This is a genomic window from Vibrio splendidus, from assembly GCF_003345295.1.
Lineage (GTDB): Bacteria > Pseudomonadota > Gammaproteobacteria > Enterobacterales > Vibrionaceae > Vibrio > Vibrio splendidus_K.
The window spans coordinates 466,733-482,887 of record NZ_CP031056.1; the positions used below are offsets into that span (position 1 = coordinate 466,733).

12 protein-coding genes are annotated in these 16,155 nt (G+C 45.3%); 3 read left to right on the forward strand and 9 right to left on the reverse strand.

Annotated elements, in window-relative coordinates; genetic code table 11:
* Nucleotides 1-1,149 (reverse strand): NrfD/PsrC family molybdoenzyme membrane anchor subunit, encoded by a 1,149-nt coding sequence (gene nrfD, locus DUN60_RS17920; RefSeq protein ID WP_114634639.1) that lies wholly within the window; start codon nt 1,147-1,149, stop codon nt 1-3.
* Nucleotides 1,146-1,982, reverse strand: a complete 837-nt coding sequence (dsrO, locus tag DUN60_RS17925) for a sulfate reduction electron transfer complex DsrMKJOP subunit DsrO (protein WP_114634642.1) — start codon at nt 1,980-1,982, stop codon at nt 1,146-1,148. Before dsrO ends, nrfD begins: the two co-directional genes overlap by 4 nt.
* 221 nt (nt 1,983-2,203) lie before the next feature.
* On the opposite strand from dsrO, the gene DUN60_RS17930 reads away from it, so the two are divergent.
* The 3 genes from DUN60_RS17930 (at nt 2,204) to DUN60_RS17940 (ending at nt 6,263) form a co-directional block, all read left to right on the forward strand.
* A complete protein-coding gene (locus DUN60_RS17930) occupies nt 2,204-4,093 on the forward strand; it encodes a sensor histidine kinase (protein WP_114635760.1) in 1,890 nt (629 codons plus the stop codon).
* A gap of 11 nt (nt 4,094-4,104) precedes the next feature.
* The gene (locus DUN60_RS17935; RefSeq protein ID WP_114634644.1) at nt 4,105-4,707 is read left to right on the forward strand and encodes a response regulator transcription factor; all 603 of its coding nucleotides are present in this window, start codon (nt 4,105-4,107) and stop codon (nt 4,705-4,707) included.
* A gap of 308 nt (nt 4,708-5,015) precedes the next feature.
* Nucleotides 5,016-6,263: a tetratricopeptide repeat protein gene (locus DUN60_RS17940; RefSeq protein WP_114634646.1), complete on the forward strand. Its 1,248-nt coding sequence runs from the start codon at nt 5,016-5,018 to the stop codon at nt 6,261-6,263.
* 196 nt (nt 6,264-6,459) lie between these two features.
* On the opposite strand, the gene sstT is transcribed toward DUN60_RS17940, so the two are convergent.
* The 7 genes from sstT to malT all read right to left on the reverse strand — a co-directional run bounded on the left by sstT (nt 6,460) and on the right by malT (nt 15,668).
* On the reverse strand, nt 6,460-7,674 hold the full coding sequence (gene sstT / locus DUN60_RS17945; RefSeq protein WP_019824728.1) for a serine/threonine transporter SstT: 1,215 nt from the start codon (nt 7,672-7,674) through the stop codon (nt 6,460-6,462).
* Between the two features lie 421 nt (nt 7,675-8,095).
* Entirely contained in the window at nt 8,096-9,160 is a 1,065-nt protein-coding gene (rsgA, locus tag DUN60_RS17950) for a ribosome small subunit-dependent GTPase A (protein WP_114634648.1), read from the reverse strand.
* A 505-nt stretch (nt 9,161-9,665) separates the two neighbouring features.
* Nucleotides 9,666-10,124: a copper chaperone PCu(A)C gene (locus DUN60_RS17955; protein ID WP_114634651.1), complete on the reverse strand. Its 459-nt coding sequence runs from the start codon at nt 10,122-10,124 to the stop codon at nt 9,666-9,668.
* Between the two features lie 93 nt (nt 10,125-10,217).
* Nucleotides 10,218-10,829: an SCO family protein gene (locus tag DUN60_RS17960; protein WP_114634653.1), complete on the reverse strand. Its 612-nt coding sequence runs from the start codon at nt 10,827-10,829 to the stop codon at nt 10,218-10,220.
* Nucleotides 10,826-11,266, reverse strand: a complete 441-nt coding sequence (locus DUN60_RS17965; protein ID WP_114634655.1) for a hypothetical protein — start codon at nt 11,264-11,266, stop codon at nt 10,826-10,828. The genes DUN60_RS17960 and DUN60_RS17965 overlap by 4 nt, the downstream gene beginning before the upstream one ends.
* A 202-nt stretch (nt 11,267-11,468) precedes the next feature.
* Nucleotides 11,469-12,389, reverse strand: coding sequence for a polyprenyl-phosphate transporter (locus DUN60_RS17970; protein ID WP_114634657.1), 921 nt, complete (start codon nt 12,387-12,389; stop codon nt 11,469-11,471).
* Nucleotides 12,390-12,959: 570 nt separating this feature from the next.
* Nucleotides 12,960-15,668 (reverse strand): HTH-type transcriptional regulator MalT, encoded by a 2,709-nt coding sequence (gene malT, locus DUN60_RS17975; RefSeq protein WP_114634660.1) that lies wholly within the window; start codon nt 15,666-15,668, stop codon nt 12,960-12,962.
* Nucleotides 15,669-16,155: the final 487 nt, after the last annotated feature.

Below are 16,155 nucleotides of genomic sequence, written 5' to 3' on the forward strand. Positions count from 1 at the left end.
CTACAAGCTATGTGAGCGGTTAAGTGGTGACGGTGTATTTTGGTTTGGCTTAGATTCTGTCTTTTGTGCAGAGCCAGTTGTTCTTTTAGATCCAGTAGACACGATTTCCGAAGCGAACAACGCAAGCGCTAACCAAAGGCCGCACATACCAACGATGCCGAGTAGCCCAGCGCTCCCCATAGGCAGTTCATAAGGGAATGGGCCTACATCAAAACGTGGAATGGTTTGAACTTCCATCATGGTGACCCAGCGTACCGCCCATGCTGAAATCATGGTCGCAAGTGCTACACAGATAATTCCAAGCTTGCTTTGCGATAAGCGTTGTAGGGGGAGAACTAAGATCATGCACAGCAAAATGCTGGTGGTCATGATGCCTAGATTGATTCCCCAAGCGTTGTTTTCATAGAGATTGAAGTGACCATGGTTAGATGCCCAAATAGACGTAAGAATGATGGCAAGGCCGCCCGTTAACGTAATCGTTCTTTGCACTATAGCGAGATCTGTTGGTTTTAAACTTGGCTTGCTTGAAGGTAGTAGAGCCCAAATCAACAACGTTAAGCCCGTTGCAGCAAAGAATGCGGTCGTGAACCAAAGCAGTGGAGAAGCCGGTTGATGCCAAAGTGGTCGGCTCGCCAAAATCGCAATCTCTGCGCCTGTGTAAAGCGCGATACTTAAGCCAGAAATAGCTGTCGCAGCAGCGAGTGCAATCATCAGCTTTGATGATATTTGCCATTGACCTAGCGTCAGCCAAGCCAAACGCTTTAGAAGCGGGTTTTCACTTTCCTTAAGCTGTGCGATGTCACCTCGCAGGTAAACCCAAGCAGTCGCGACAGTTAGCCCAGAGAACAAAGGCAAAAACAGAGAGCCTAATGACATCCATGACCAAGGCGTGATGTGGGCATAGAAATGCCACGCACGTCCTGGTTGGTGTAAGTCACCTGTTAGTGCTAGTGGCCCAACAATTGCGCCGATGGCCATCACAAGCACAAGCGCTGAACGGAATTGGTGACTGGTTGAGTTCTTGAATATCAGTGCAATCAAAAACAGAATAGCGGCCGCGTAAGCCGAACCAATGTAGAAGAAATATTGAACCGCCCACGGTAGCCAAGCGATCTCTTGAGCGGGAACTAACACTTCAGTGATATTCATGCTGTCTCTCCTTGTTTGCCTTGTGTCGCGATTGCCAATTCTTGTTTGCTAGAGGATGAGTTATCGATGGCGGCTGGATCATAAATCGCAGGTTGGCCTTCAATGTGGCTAACGAATCGCTCGTTCATGCCGATATAGAAAACATGGGGGTTGGTATTCTGCTCTGGCTTAAGCACCTTGATGTCGTCTTGGTTTTCATTGAGCAGACGGTTGATCTCGCTGTTTGGGTCTTTGAGGTCACCAATGACACGCGCGCCACCGACACAGGTTTCGACACAAGCAGGCAGTAAGCCGTCTTCAAGGCGGTGTGCACAGAAAGTACATTTGTCAGCGGTAAGGGTGTCGTTATTAATGAAGCGAGCATCGTAAGGGCAAGCTTGAACACAGTAGGCACAGGCTACGCAGCGCTCGTTGTCGACCATCACAATGCCGTCTTCACGCTGGAAGGTGGCTTGAACAGGACAAACCTTGATGCAGGGTGCGTTGTCACAGTGATTACATAGGCGAGGTAACATGAATGATTTCACGTCTTGTTGAGTAGTCGAACCATCATCAAGGGAGACTTCATACTGTTTTACGGTGGTTCTGAACTGGCCGATTGGCGCTTGGTTTTCAACGCTGCAGCCAACAGTGCATGCCTGACAGCCAACGCATTTACGTAAATCAATCGCCATCGCGTAGCGCTTGCCTACTTCGCCTTTGCGGTCAGGCTGGTTGTTATTGCGAATGGCTGTGCTCGCGACTGCGGTGTTGATTCCGGCAATGGGAATGAGCGCAGCACCGGCGGAAACTTTACCGAATTGGCTGAGAAACCGTCTTTTCAATGAGTCCATAGAGGTACCTATAAATGGGTATTCGATCTGTTCGGCTCATTGTCAGTTTTTGACCGTTCACGGGGTATTGTGGATTTCCACATACCCAGATCAAAATTGATCTAGAACAAATGTGGTTTTACTAATCTAGCTGTTATGCTTTGTTTAAATGCTCTATTTAAAGTGTCGTCATGCGTTATTTGAGTGATGGACATGCCGTCAGTGTGGAGAACGAGATTTCAGTGTCAGTCAGAAACCTAATGACAATTGTTGGCCTTTGTTGGTTGAGCCTAACCGCGGGTGCGTGTTTAGCAGCTCAATCTGAACAAGCGATAGCAGCCCCAAGCTCAAGCCCAAACCAAAACACAGATGAACCCGATCAGGTTATCGAGGTTGGCGTGTTGGCGACTCGAGGTAAGCTTTCCGCTCAACAGCGTTGGCAGCCGACAATGGATTGGCTGTCTGAGCGTATTGCGGGTAAGCACTTTGTCCTCAAGCCTTTCAACTTGGAAGAGATGGCCGAAGCGGTAAAAGACGTCACTGTCGATTTTGTTATCACCAACCCCGGTCAGGCGGTTCGCTTAGGACGCCAGTATGCGCTTTCTTGGATGGCCACCATGACCAGTCATAACTTTGAACAGTCGGGAGCCAGCAATACGCAAAGTATTGGTTCGGCCTTGGTGGTGAGAAGAATGTCGCCTTATATTTCGCTCGAACAATTGAGCGGTAAGCCGATTGCGGCGGTCTCGGAAAATGCATTTGGTGGTTACCTCACTATGCGTTACCAAGTGATGCAACAAGGGCTCAACCCTAATCACTTTTTCTCTAATACTCAGTTCTTAGGTTTCCCTATTGATGCCAGCTTGTATCAACTGCGTGAAGGGCACATTGAAGCTGCGGTGGTGCCTGCGTGTTTGGTCGAGAGCATGATCAGTGAAGGTTTGCTGGTGGCTAGTCAATATCGTGTTATCGACAATCAAGCACCAGAAGGGTTCCGATGTCAGGTGTCTACGCCTTTGTACCCTAACTGGTCGTTTGCCAAAACAGAGAGAGCGTCTTCTACACTGGCGAAAAAAATGAGTCAGGTGTTATTTGCGATGCCAAAAAGCAGTGCGCCAGCCATTGCAGCGAATGCATCGGGCTGGACGTCACCGACAAGCTTGCTGTCAATCGACAAGCTTTATCAGCAACTCGACATGCACCCACTGCAACAACCTTGGTGGAAAGAAGCGCTAATCTGGCTTAAGTACAATCAACAGTGGGCTTGGGCGTTCTTTTTGTTGGTTGTGTTTCTGAACGCCTATCACTTTTGGTTGGAGTACAAATTCAGCCTTAGCAAAAAACAGTTGGAAGCCACGCTGCACAAATTAAAAAGTAAGAGTGAGCAGCTCGAGCACTCTCAACGAATCGCGGTGGTCGGTGAGTTAGGAAGCAGTTTGGCACACGAGATCAATCAGCCTCTGGCAGCTATTCGGAATTATAGCGAAGGTGGTTTACTGCGGATTTCGAAGAACAAACCATTGACCGATATTGAACCTGTGTTTGAGAAGATCCAGTCTCAAGTGGACCGTGCTGATGCGATCATTCAACGCTTGAGAAACATGATAAAGAAACGTTCATCGGAAAAGTCACGGACTGATATCGAGCAGTTACTCACAGACACTATCGAGCTACTGCAATTTCGATTACAGAAACACAAGATAACCATTGAGCGCGACGCTGTAGGTAAGCCTATCCAACTGCATGTTGACCCGGTGGGATTGCAGCAAGTGATTGTAAACCTGATAAACAATGCGACCGACGCATGTAATGCACAACAGCATCGCGAACAAAGCGCTACGTCTGATATTGATAACAAAAACAACGAACCATCGACAATTAAAGTGATTACCGAGTATCAACCGGATAAAATGATGCTGTCGGTTATCGATAACGGCACCGGTTTAGATTTCACCGAGCAACAAGTCACTCAAGCCTTTGTGAGTAGCAAAGAAAATGGCTTGGGTTTAGGGCTGGCGATTTGCCAAGACGTGATTGAAGACCACAGTGGCAAAATGAGCATCACCTCACTGACTCCTCATGGTTGTCATGTCGCGGTGACACTGCCTTCCTCTATTTCAAATGACTCATAAGGAATCTTGTTATGTCTGAACTTCATCATGCGTTGCCAGTCTATGTGGTTGATGATGATGAGTCGATGCGTGACTCATTGGTGTTCTTATTGGAAGAGCATGATTTCAAGGTGACAGCCTATGAAGATGGCCCGAGCTTTTTGGATGCAGTGGATTTGAATGCGACGGGATGCGTGGTGTTAGACAGTCGAATGCCTGAAATGAGAGGACAGCAAGTTCATGAGTTGATGATGAAAGCGCAGAGCCCATTGTCGGTGATTTACCTGACGGGCCATGGTGATGTACCAATGGCGGTGGAGGCATTGCAAGCCGGTGCGGTAAACTTCTTTCAAAAGCCAGTTAAAGGCAGTGAGTTAGCTGAGGCGATCAAGCAAGGGCTAGAGGCTTCTGAAAAGCATTTACACATGAATGTTTATCGCCAAGCGTATGCGTCGTTAACTGAGCGAGAAATCGATATTCTTAAGCAGATTATCGACGGCAAACGTAACCAGAAAATTGCCGATGAATTATGTATCGCGATGAGAACGGTAGAAGTACACCGAGCGAGTTTAATGAAGAAATTTTCTGCTAAAACGGTTGCTGAGCTAGCTTACATATACGGTCAACTGAACTAACTACAGCGACACGAAATTGTTGATAGGTAATCATCAGTTTCGTTGTCTTTGTTTAAGACTATTTTGTTGAAAGATGGTCTTCATTATCGAACTCTATTGAAGCAAGATCACACCATTTATGGAGTGCATAAGGATAGGTCTTAGTAGACTTTTTATCGCTATGTATTCCTGAGATACTGAACTAAGTTCATTCTAGGGCGGAACGTTTAAATAACGGCGCTTTTCCCTGTAATTAGAAACATTCACTATGGGTTGATCACTTTCCCGATATCGGGGCTAGTATCAGCCGAGTTAGGTTAAAATATTTTATGAGTACAATGGGAATCGCAATTGGTGCGACGGCTCTTTCGTTAATACTTGTCGCCGTGTGGCTGATCTCTTTATCGCTAAGAAAGCAGCGCTTGGAACAAGAACGTAAGGCTCGTGCTGTCGCTTATCGAAAAGCGATTGAAAAAGCGCGCATACAAGAGCAAAAAGAGCGTCACTTCAAAGCCGAAACCGGGCATGTTCCGTCGATTCTGTATTTGGCGAAGGAAGCGGAACGTAACAATATTAAGGAAGCTCTGTATTGGTACGACAAAGCGGCACAACTCGATAATATCAATGGTATGTATGGCATTGTGCGCCTGAGTATGAAGCGCAAAGAAGACCTGATTTTAAGAGAGAAAGCCAACTTTTGGCAGCTTGCGATATCCGCATTGGACAATGACGTGTCTGCGAAATTTGAGATGGGTAAAGCACTTGTCTTTGGTCGTGGAACTGATAAAAACATCCCTAAAGGTTACACCTATATCGAAGAATCTGCGGCTGGTGGTAATACTGAAGCAATGCTGTTTATCGGTGACTGGTGTCTAGATAAAGAAAATCCAGACTACTCCGCGGAAAGCTCTGTCGAGTGGTACCAAAAAGCTGCGGAAAAGAATAGCTTAGACGGCAAGATCAAACTCGGTATGAGTTACTTGAACGGTGTTGGTGTTGAGTCTAACCATGGTGAAGCCGTTTACTGGTTTGAGACGGCCGCAGAAAAGAACAGTGCAGAAGCCATGTTTAGAGCAGGCGAAGCTTGGATTGACCATGGTGAACACGGCAACTCCATCGCTTATATCTGGTTATTCCTATCAGCTCATTTTGGCTACGCAGAAGCGAAGCATTTGAGGGATAAAGTCGGCGGGGAACTTGGTGTGGATGCTGTCGTGGGCTTACAGGCTCTGACTAAACCGATAATGACCAAGTTGACCCAAGAAGCAATCACTAAGCACTCAATCATTAAGGCGCTCAACAAGCTCTACAAACGCAATGTGCCTGTCCCTAAGAAGGTTAAAGAGGTTACTGAAGAAGAGGAAATTGACGAGTCGAATGTGCAAGGCAGCGATGTTGAAATGAGTTTCGAGATGAAAGCCCCGAACTCCAACCCAGAGCACAACCAACAATATTCTCCAGAGCAACGCGCAGCGTCCCAAACGGGTACGGCTCAAAGCACAGATAATACATCGTCACCAGCGCCTAGCGGTGCGTCTTTAGACTTTAGCCAAACCAATTGGAGCAACAAAAATTAAGTCAGTAGCTTGATGAGGTGAGCGTTTGAGCGAATTGAACTCTCATTTAGGTCAGCTCAGTTTATTTTAGTCACACTCCATTGGAGACGGGACACTCTGAGTTAGGAATAACAGGATCAAAAAAGGGAAGCTGATGCTTCCCTTTTTATTTATGTGCTATTTGCTGTTAGAGCTAAAGCCTAATACCCAAGAGCTGTTAAGCTTTGTTTTGCTCAGCTTTACATACAGCCGCAGTGAACACTACGTCAGTTGAGCTGTTAAGCGCTGTTTCAGCCGAATCTTGAATCACACCAATGATGAAACCAACCGCTACAACCTGCATCGCTACATCGTTTGAGATACCGAATAGGCCACAAGCTAGAGGAATCAGTAGCAGTGAACCACCGGCAACGCCTGATGCGCCACATGCTGATACTGCAGCAACAAGGCTCAGTAGAATCGCAGTGAAGATATCAATTTCAATACCCATTGTGTGTACAGCTGCAAGCGTTAACACAGTGATGGTGATTGCAGCACCTGCCATGTTGATGGTTGCGCCTAGAGGGATTGATACAGAGTAAGTATCTTCATCTAGCTCTAGCTTCTTACAAAGGTTCATGTTCACTGGGATGTTTGCAGCGCTTGAACGAGTGAAGAATGCCGTTACACCAGACTCACGAATACATTGCAGTACAAGTGGGTATGGGTTCTGTTTTGTCTTTACAAAGACAAGCAGTGGGTTAACGACAAGAGCAATGATCAGCATTGAGCTTAGTAGAACCGCTAGCAGTTGACCGTAGCTTGCTAGTGCATCGAAGCCCGTTGTTGCGAATGTAGTCGAAACAAGGCCGAAGATACCGAATGGCGCAAGACGAATAATGAAGCGAACAATGTGTGAAACACTGTGGCTTAGGTCTTCGAAAACCGCTTTGGTTGTTGCTGATGCGTGGTGCAGAGCAAGACCAAGACCGATTGCCCAAGCAAGAATACCGATGTAGTTAGCGTTCATTAGTGCGCTAACTGGGTTATCTACAAGCTTGAATAGAAGAGTATGAAGAACTTCTGCAATACCTTGAGGAGGGTTAGCACCTTCAGCGCCAGCAACCAGTGTCAAAGTGGTTGGGAACATGAAGCTCAGTACTACCGCAGTCAGTGCTGCAGAGAACGTACCAATCAGGTACAGCACAATGATTGGACGCATATGAGTATGCTGACCTTTCTTTTGGTTTGCGATAGAAGCTGCAACAAGAATGAATACTAAAATTGGAGCAACAGCTTTCAGAGCACCAACAAACAGACTACCTAATAGGCCTGCATCTTGAGCTGCTGAAGGAGAAACCATGGCGAGAACGACACCGAAAACAATACCAGCAAGGATCTGTAGAACGAGATTTCCACGAGCGATGCGGGCGAGCATGTTGTGATTTTGCATAAAATACCTGCAATTGTTAATTTATTATAGTGATGTATTTTTTTATAAAGTTGTACCAAATCCAACTATACACTAGTGGAATGGGCGGTCATATTAGCGGGATCTAAGAGGGTGTCTAGGAATAGTTTACTTTTAGGGTGATTGTTTGCGCTACGTGGTGTTTTTAGAGCTAAATGTTAAATTTTTGTACTCTTGTTGAGATATAAATCTGCATGATAATACTCATTTGGGTCAATGTTCTGGTTCTAGTGCCATCAGAGTCGATTAGCAAGATCATTGTGTGCAGAAATGATCCCATTGGGTTCCTGTTGATATAAAGAAGCCCCGGCCCAATGCGTTAAAGAGATCATGAATTAATGAGCTAATACGCGATAGGGACACAGGGCTTATTTACGTGTTGTAAACCTAATCCAATAATCGGCTATTTAGACGATTTCTTGATATTACGGCTCTCTGATTGCACGGTTTTGTACATTTTAGAAAGCTGTTTACTGTTCGCTCTCTGTTCTGCCAATGAGGCTCCATTTCTTGCTTGCTCTCTGAGTAGCTTCTCATAGTTAGAGAATCGTCTTTCAGAAAGCTTACCGCTTTCAATGGCTTTGCGTATTGTGCATCCTGGTTCTGACTCATGACTGCAATCAGAAAAGCGACAATGCATCGCTAACTCTTCCACATCCGAAAAGGTTTCACTTACTCCTTCAGCACAATCGGCGAGTTGTAACTCTCGCATACCAGGAGTATCGAGCAGTAAACCACCCGATGTTAGCAAGTGGAGCGATCGTGACGTGGTTGTATGACGGCCTTTGCTGTCGTCTTCACGAATACCGCCCGTTTCTTGCTGAGTTTCGCCAAGTAGCGAGTTCACGAGTGTCGATTTACCGACACCAGACGAACCCATCAAAGCCACCGTTTTGCCTGTTTTACACCAAGGTGACAATACTTGAGTTGATTCTTGGTCTAGGCTGTTCACTGCTTCGATCATCAGCATAGAATCTAAGCTTTGAACTTGTTGTACTTTGCCTTGGTAGTCGTCACACAAGTCTTTCTTGGTGAGTACGATAACGGCTTCAACTTGCGCTTCATTGGCGAGTGCTAGATAGCGTTCGATGCGGCTTAGATTAAAGTCGTTATTTAACGAAACCACGATAAAAACGGTGTCGATATTGGATGAAATATATTGTTCAGCTACGCGACTGCCTGCAGCTTTACGGCGGAAGAGCGATTGACGGTCTAGTAAACGGTCGAATTGTAGATCAGAGTTCAACATCACCCAGTCGCCAACCGTCATTGCCGGTTGGTTTTGGTGGATGGGTAGAACAATTTCACCTTGCTCTGACGCTAATGTATAGCCACTACGATGATGTGCGACGATACGAGCAATGACGGAATGGTCATAGTCTTCGAGTGTCAGTTGTTGTTGGAATACAGGTTGCCATCCAAGTTGTTGAAGTGACATTGGATGAGAAAATGCGTTTTGTGAATTCATGTCTATTTACCCAGACGTGCGAGCTTTGATTTCTTATCACTGCATTAAAGTCTTATGAGAGCATTAACTCTTGTGAGATCTCAGGTTATTAATGAGATCAATAAGCATTGATGAGATCAAAAAGAGTTGCTGAGATTAAAAAGCGTCGAGACGTCAAAAATGTTTTGAGCTTGGGTCGAATTCAAATAGATAGGACCCCGGATTTAGTCATGCGCTATTGGGCATGCAGGTATTGTTCACTTACGATCAATAGTAAACCGGGTAAAAGTGTGCGGTCGTCACGGGTGACGAGATGTTGGTCGTTTGGTATTTAAGTTTGATTAACCAAACAAATTAACGCGCTACTTTTACTGCCAGTTTTAGTGTGTTCATTACAATCATCTTCTATTCTCCTTGGGTTATTTATGTGTTCAGGCTCTGAATAAAAAGCGAATTCAGTTTAACAAAAAGCCACGATGGCGAGAAGTCATCGTGGCTTAAATTATTTTATCAATTGTGAATACGATTAATGATGATCGTGATTCATTTTTTTCATGCCGCTCATTACTTTCTTAACCGGCGCATCGAAGGTCTGTGTTTCACCATTGGCGAAAGTCAGTGTCATCTCGATTTGCTCACCTTCTTTTAGGCTGCTTGCTAGGTCGAACAACATAATGTGTAGGCTACCTGGTTTAAGTATTGCTTCTCCGTTCGCAGGGATGGTGATCTCTTGAACTTGGCGCATTTTCATAACATCGCCATCCATGATTACATCATGAAGTTCTACTTTACCTGCTGCAGGTGTTGTTGCAGAAACAATAGCGCGATCTTTATCGCTGTGGTTCATCAGAGTCGTGAACACCGCGCTGTTCACTGCTGAAGGCGGGGTTGCACGAGCATACGCGTCATGAACCATAATGTCGCTATTAGCCTGAGCAAAAGGGGTGAGCAATAAGCCTGCAAGAGCAAGTGCTTTTAACTTCATGTTGTTGTCCTTAATTTTTATGTTTTTGGTCTGGGACCTGACTTTTTGTTCGAACTTTATTAGTTAAGTTCTTTATTTTTCTATACGTTGTTCCTAGTCGTTGATGACTTGGTACGCTAACGTGTTGATGGCCTCAACAATTGGCGCTGGCGTCAACGTGTGCGGTACTTTAGTAATCAAAGTACCGTCGGGCTTTAAAAAATAGAAATATGAGCTGTGGTCTAAGGTGTATTCCAACTCTGAACCGTCAAGCTTAGTTTTTCTGAAAATAACACCGTAGTTATGGGCCAGAGTAGTGGTGACATCCAATGGACCACTTAACCCTTCCATCATCGGGTGGAAGTATTGCGCGTATTCATACGAGGCTTCAGCGGCATCACGTTCTGGATCGAGAGAAACAAACATTGGGCGAATCTTTGCTTTTGCTTCATCAGATACTTGGTTAAGTGCTCCGGCCAACATAGCCAAAGAAGTAGGGCATACATCTGGGCAACGTGTGAAACCGAAGTAAACGATACGAATTCTGTCATCGGTTTGGTCAAAGATTTCCGTTGGCTGGTTGTCTTTGCCGAAAAGAGTCGTTGCGGAGAACTCTTGTTTTGCAGCGTGTTGTTCTTGAACTTCGTTTTGCCCATCAAGATAGCTTTTGACACCAAAGCCAAGTACAAAAGCGACAACCAATGCTAACGACCAATTTCTACTCATCTTGCCATCCTTATTGCAGGGTTTACAGTATCGACACCATCAGTGAGTTCACCGACCCATGTCATTTTATCTAAAGTACATACAGGTAAAATCACATCACCTTCATAGGTATTATTGCCAATGCTCTTTAATTGAAAACGCGCTGATCCCATTTCCATTTCTAAACCTGTGAGCGATAACATCAGTGTCTCAGATGCAGCACCTTCCCAAACTACCTTTATCTTTGTGGGTAGAAGAGGTTGCGCGGTTTCTCGGTCAAGCGACATTGAAATGGATTCCTGCTCACACGATATGGTTGAAAGCATGCAGTAGTCATCTAAGTTGACTTCGGCAGTTGAGTGCTCAATCATCGATTTAAATTTTTGAAATACTTGCGGCCCATAAAAACCTGCCACGAGAGCTATGCCAAGAGCCACCACCTTTAATGCTGGGTGCATGTCGTGTTCTCATCTAATTTTATAAGAGCGGCGATGTTATCATACCCCTCAATACGTGCTTGTATCAAAAAGCAATTTTGTGCGTATGGTAGAACTAAAAAAGCGAAGCCATTGGCTTCGCTTTTGTCTGTTTATCGAGAGGTGAGCTTAGTATTTCTAAGCATTATCCGTTCTAAACGCTTTCCAGAAGTTGGTTGAATGATTAGTCAGCGTTGCGCTCTGCAAATTTCTCTAGTCCTAGAACCAAGGCAATAGCAGCCAACATCATCACAATCGACATTACCAGCTGAGAAGGCTGAGAGGTTACGGCTTCAAAATCAAACGGTGACAGATTTTCTTGAAGTAGAGGAACTTGCTCACCCTTTGAATTTGTACGCCAGCTGATGGTTTCTTTCCACGGCCAAATCTTAGGCAGCGTACCGATCATCAAACCAGTTAAGAACACTAATGTGAAATCGCGGAATGAGCGCAGTAACCAAGAAAGTACGTGCGAGAAAGTCAGTAGGCCAATCACACAGCCACTAAGGAATAGCGCAAGCACATCGATTTGGAACTCTTTAACCGCACTAAGAACCGGAGCATACATACCAATCAATAGCAGAATGAAGCTACCCGAGATACCCGGCAAAATCATCGCACAGATCGCAATCGCACCCGCAATGAGAACATTGATGCTGGTTGGTTCCATTTGCAGCGGCTTAAGCACGGTAATGCTATAGGCGAAAGCAACGCCAAGCAGCAAAAACACGAATCGAATCATATCGCGCTTCTCTACTTGCTTAAGAATATGGAAAACCGACACCAAGATCAGGCCAAAGAAGAAAGACCACAGTGGAACGGGGTGGGTGACTAATAACCAAGAAATCAGTTTTGCAAATGTCGCAATGCTCGTGAATACGCCTGCGAACAGTGAAATCAGGAAGAAACCATTGATGTGGTTAAACGCGGCTTTGAAGCCTTCGCGTTTCCATAAGCCAAGTACGCTAGGGTTAATCCTGCGAATGCTTTCTAGCAGCGTATCGTAGATACCAGTGATGAATGCGATGGTTCCGCCCGACACGCCAGGAACAACGTCTGCTGCGCCCATTGCCATGCCTTTGAAAAAAGTACTTAAGTAGTTCATTGCTTCATAGAGTTGAGGGTGATTTTGTGCAGTATACAAACTTTAGTGTAAAAAAAGTATGAATATGCCATTGGGGAAGGGCTTTTATTACTCTCTTAATTGTAAGGCAATAAGTTGAACTGAACATTTGCCTAACATTTAAAGTACAACCACTTAGTAATTTATCATTAAGAGCAGAGATGAAACTGATCTCTTATCGATATTGCATCTTGGTTGCATTATGCAAATGCACTTTGCAATTCGCATGGCAAATTCATGGTTTTTATGCGATGCAGGGCTTATAAAACGTCGAATAAAAGTTGGCACGCTAACTGCATTGTGTACATTGACCCTTCTTAAGCCGAGGGTCACCTAGCCAACTGACGTTGTTAGTGAACCTATTGATTTGTTCACAAATATATAGAGCCAATCGCGATTATTGCGGTTGGCTATTTTTTTGCCTGTCGTTTGGTGATTGTCTTTTTTCTTTTCCAGCTCCTACATTTTTAAGCTCTAAACTTCAGATGAAAAAAAAGCCAGCCACCATTGGTGACTAGCTTAAGCTTTTCTCGAATCAATCTCGATTCCGTTTTAGTACCCCATCAACTGCAGCAAGTTCTCCGCCGTGCTGATTGCTTCTTTACGGTTAGCAATGTTGAGCTTTTGATAAAGGTTACGGATGTGAGTTTTGATCGTGGTCCCCGCTACATCGAGCTCTTGAGCGATTTGCTCATTACTGAACCCAGAATAGATCAGACCAAGTACTTGCCATTCACGCTGGGTGAGTGGGCTAGTGCGCACAAGCTCAGGAATATTCGGGTGATTAACCAGATTCTCCACAAAATCTTCGTCGAAGTGAACCGAACGGCTACGTTGAGTCGTTGAGATATCTTTCATGATCTGCTGAGCGCGATGGCGCTCTAAGTCACCTAGGCCTGGCTTGCTACTCAACTTATCCAAGATGTGCCCGATAGTTCCACCGTCGACCAAGAAGTTACCAACCATACCGGTTTGGTTGGTCATATGAAGCGCTTCTTCAAGTAGCACGCGTGCGCTGTCTTCATCGTTAATTTGTGTACGCAACACCGCTTCAACGATCAAGTTTCGGTTGGTGTCTGTAATCAGATGTGAACGCTGCGCTTCACTCTTAAGGAAAATCAGCGCTTCTTCCGCATCTTCATACTGCTCAAGGATGATGTGAGAACGTACGATGTTTCTCCATTGAAGCTGGCAGAAGTGGTTACTTGCCGATTCAGGTCGAACCGCCACGCTTAGCCAATCACGGATTGCCTCTTTATTGCCTTTTACTTGCCAGAATAGAATCAAAGAAAGAGAAGCATTTGCGGTCCAATCTACGTGGTAAGTTGATTGACGTAGCAGGTGTTGAATTTGGTCGATAAACTTCGACGCTTTATCAATCTCGCCACGGCTCAATGAAATTCGAGCCAGCATTGAGTAACTGTGCAGGTGTTTACTTGGTGAGTGGTGACCAAGGATATCTAAGCCTTTGTAGCAACATTCTTCCGCTTCATCTAGTCGGTTCCAACACCAGAAGATCTGAGCGCGAACACGCAGCAAAAATTCATGTAGAGGAACGTATTGAAGTTGATGCTCTTCGATCAATTTGAATGCGCTGTCTTGTAGCTCAAATGCAGCTTGAACATAACCTTGAGCAATCAAGATTTCGCTTTGCTGCAGAATTGCCCATAGAGCCTGATGGTAAACCTGATACTGACGTGCCAGTTTTTCTGTTTGTTGCATCATCGGTAGCGCACGGCTTAGGTTACCCATTACGTGATTCACTTCGCCCACAACCGAGGTTGCGACAATGCGGCTACGATAAACGGTGGTGTTCAACTGGCTCAACGAAAGCTCAGCCAATTCCAATGCTTTCTCAGGCTCATTGCTGTTGATGGCAACTTGCGCGCGCAGGGCGTTGTATTGCCCTTGTTGCTGAGTATCGAGTTCAATGTTTCGAGCTTGATATTGAGTCTCAGCCTCTTCCAACAAAGTACCCACTTGATCATAACGGTGCTGGCTTTGTGCCAGCCAAGCGCGCAGCATTGATAGCTTCGGCTCACTGTATAGTTGATCCGTAGTCAGTTGCTTGATCGCCATCTCTAATGATGAAAGCTCACCTTGGTTGAACATCGGCCAACCGTGTTCAGTCAGGATTTGGATGATCAGCTCTGGATCTTCAGCACGTTGTGCATGTCGCAGTGCTTGATGAGGCGTTTTCTGTTTGATCCACGCTTTCGCGGCACTTCGGTGCAACTCGGCTTCTTGTTGCGGAATTCGAGCTTGGCGCTCATGGGCAAGAAATTCACCGAATAGATTGTGGAATCGGTACCAGTTTTTCTCGCCTTCAAGCGGGTAGATGAATAAGCCAAATCGGTTGAGTGATTCGATCATACCCAGTGCGTCTTCACGCTGTGTAAGCGCGCAGACTAATTCGTCATTGAAATGATCAAGTACTGAACACTGCATCAAGAATTGTCGGGTTTCTTTATCCAGTAGATCGAATACTTCTTCAACCAAGTAATCCCAAAGGTGGGCATGGTTAAAGTGAGAGAACGATTCTGCAGATTGCGCAAGGGTACGTTTTTGATGTTGAGCTTGAAGGGCAATAAGCTGTAATGCCGAAGGCCACCCCTCAACATAAGTACAGATACTACCAGCGGTCGTGTCATCTACGCCATCGGCGACACGTTGATTGAAGAAGCGCGTCGTCTCTTCAGTATCAAAAGCCAGCGAATCGTTTCCAATTTCAATCATCAGATCACGAACACGAAGGTTTGCAGTGCCAAGTGGTGGTGTCCCGCGGCTAGTCACAACAAGCGTCAGGTTGTCAGGCATGTGTTTAAGGAAGAAGCGCATAGCTTCGTGGATATCGTCATTGTTGACCAAGTGATAGTCATCCAACACAAGGAAACATTCGTGATGGAATTCAGACATCTCAGCAAACACTTCACTTAACAAAGAATGCAACGATGAAAATTGTCGCTTTTCTGCCAGCTTTTGGGCATTAGGGCAGGCATTTTGAGTCGCTTTATTGAGTGATTGCATTAGGTAGTTGATAAAGCGAAAGGCATCGTTGTCACTGTCATCAATGCTGTACCAACCCACATTGGGCTTATCTACCAGCCATTGAGCTGCCATTGTGGTTTTGCCGTACCCCGCTGGAGAGCGGAATAATACAAGCTTATAGCAATCTGCGTGTTGGAGCAGATCGAGAACCCTAGGTCGTAGGATTGCATTATGTAAGCGGCCGGGACGAGTCAGTTTCGAAGGGATCCACATGTCGAAGTTTTTCACCTATTCCGTGGCTTATGTTCTGGATTACCTCAATCTATCGTTGAGTGTAATCGAATGACATCAGCCTAATTACTTAAGTCTTCAATCATATTACGTGAAGCAAAACGGCACCGACTATGATCCTCCTCAGAAACCTTGCACTCCTGCATGTTTTTAGGCTTCTACGCCCTTTATTTGAGACTTTGCTCACATAGCGGGTTGGTTTGTGAATGTGACTTCCTTCATCCCAACACGTAAATCTATGCAAAAGATGAGAGGAAGAAATTATTTTCGTGATCTGAATATCAAATTTGATAATGACTTTAATCCGGTTAAATAAAAGTCACATCAATTGAAGGTAAGTTATCGAACGGGAGCTTGTGATCTTAGTCACTCCAAGTTTTTGTTCGAAGTCAGAACATGAGAGTCAGATCACTAACCCTATGTCGGTACGCCCCCTACGCCCTCCCATCTACTCCTAGTTTGTCGCGTT

Coding starts and splice junctions, on each gene's coding strand:
- nrfD (WP_114634639.1), bottom strand. CDS start 1,149: ATGAATATCACTGAAGTGTTAGTTCCCGCTCAAGAGATCGCTTGGCTA.
- dsrO (WP_114634642.1), bottom strand. CDS start 1,982: ATGGACTCATTGAAAAGACGGTTTCTCAGCCAATTCGGTAAAGTTTCC.
- DUN60_RS17935 (WP_114634644.1), top strand. CDS start 4,105: ATGTCTGAACTTCATCATGCGTTGCCAGTCTATGTGGTTGATGATGAT.
- DUN60_RS17940 (WP_114634646.1), top strand. CDS start 5,016: ATGAGTACAATGGGAATCGCAATTGGTGCGACGGCTCTTTCGTTAATA.
- sstT (WP_019824728.1), bottom strand. CDS start 7,674: ATGCAAAATCACAACATGCTCGCCCGCATCGCTCGTGGAAATCTCGTT.
- rsgA (WP_114634648.1), bottom strand. CDS start 9,160: ATGAATTCACAAAACGCATTTTCTCATCCAATGTCACTTCAACAACTT.
- DUN60_RS17955 (WP_114634651.1), bottom strand. CDS start 10,124: ATGAAGTTAAAAGCACTTGCTCTTGCAGGCTTATTGCTCACCCCTTTT.
- DUN60_RS17960 (WP_114634653.1), bottom strand. CDS start 10,829: ATGAGTAGAAATTGGTCGTTAGCATTGGTTGTCGCTTTTGTACTTGGC.
- DUN60_RS17965 (WP_114634655.1), bottom strand. CDS start 11,266: ATGCACCCAGCATTAAAGGTGGTGGCTCTTGGCATAGCTCTCGTGGCA.
- DUN60_RS17970 (WP_114634657.1), bottom strand. CDS start 12,389: ATGAACTACTTAAGTACTTTTTTCAAAGGCATGGCAATGGGCGCAGCA.
- malT (WP_114634660.1), bottom strand. CDS start 15,668: ATGTGGATCCCTTCGAAACTGACTCGTCCCGGCCGCTTACATAATGCA.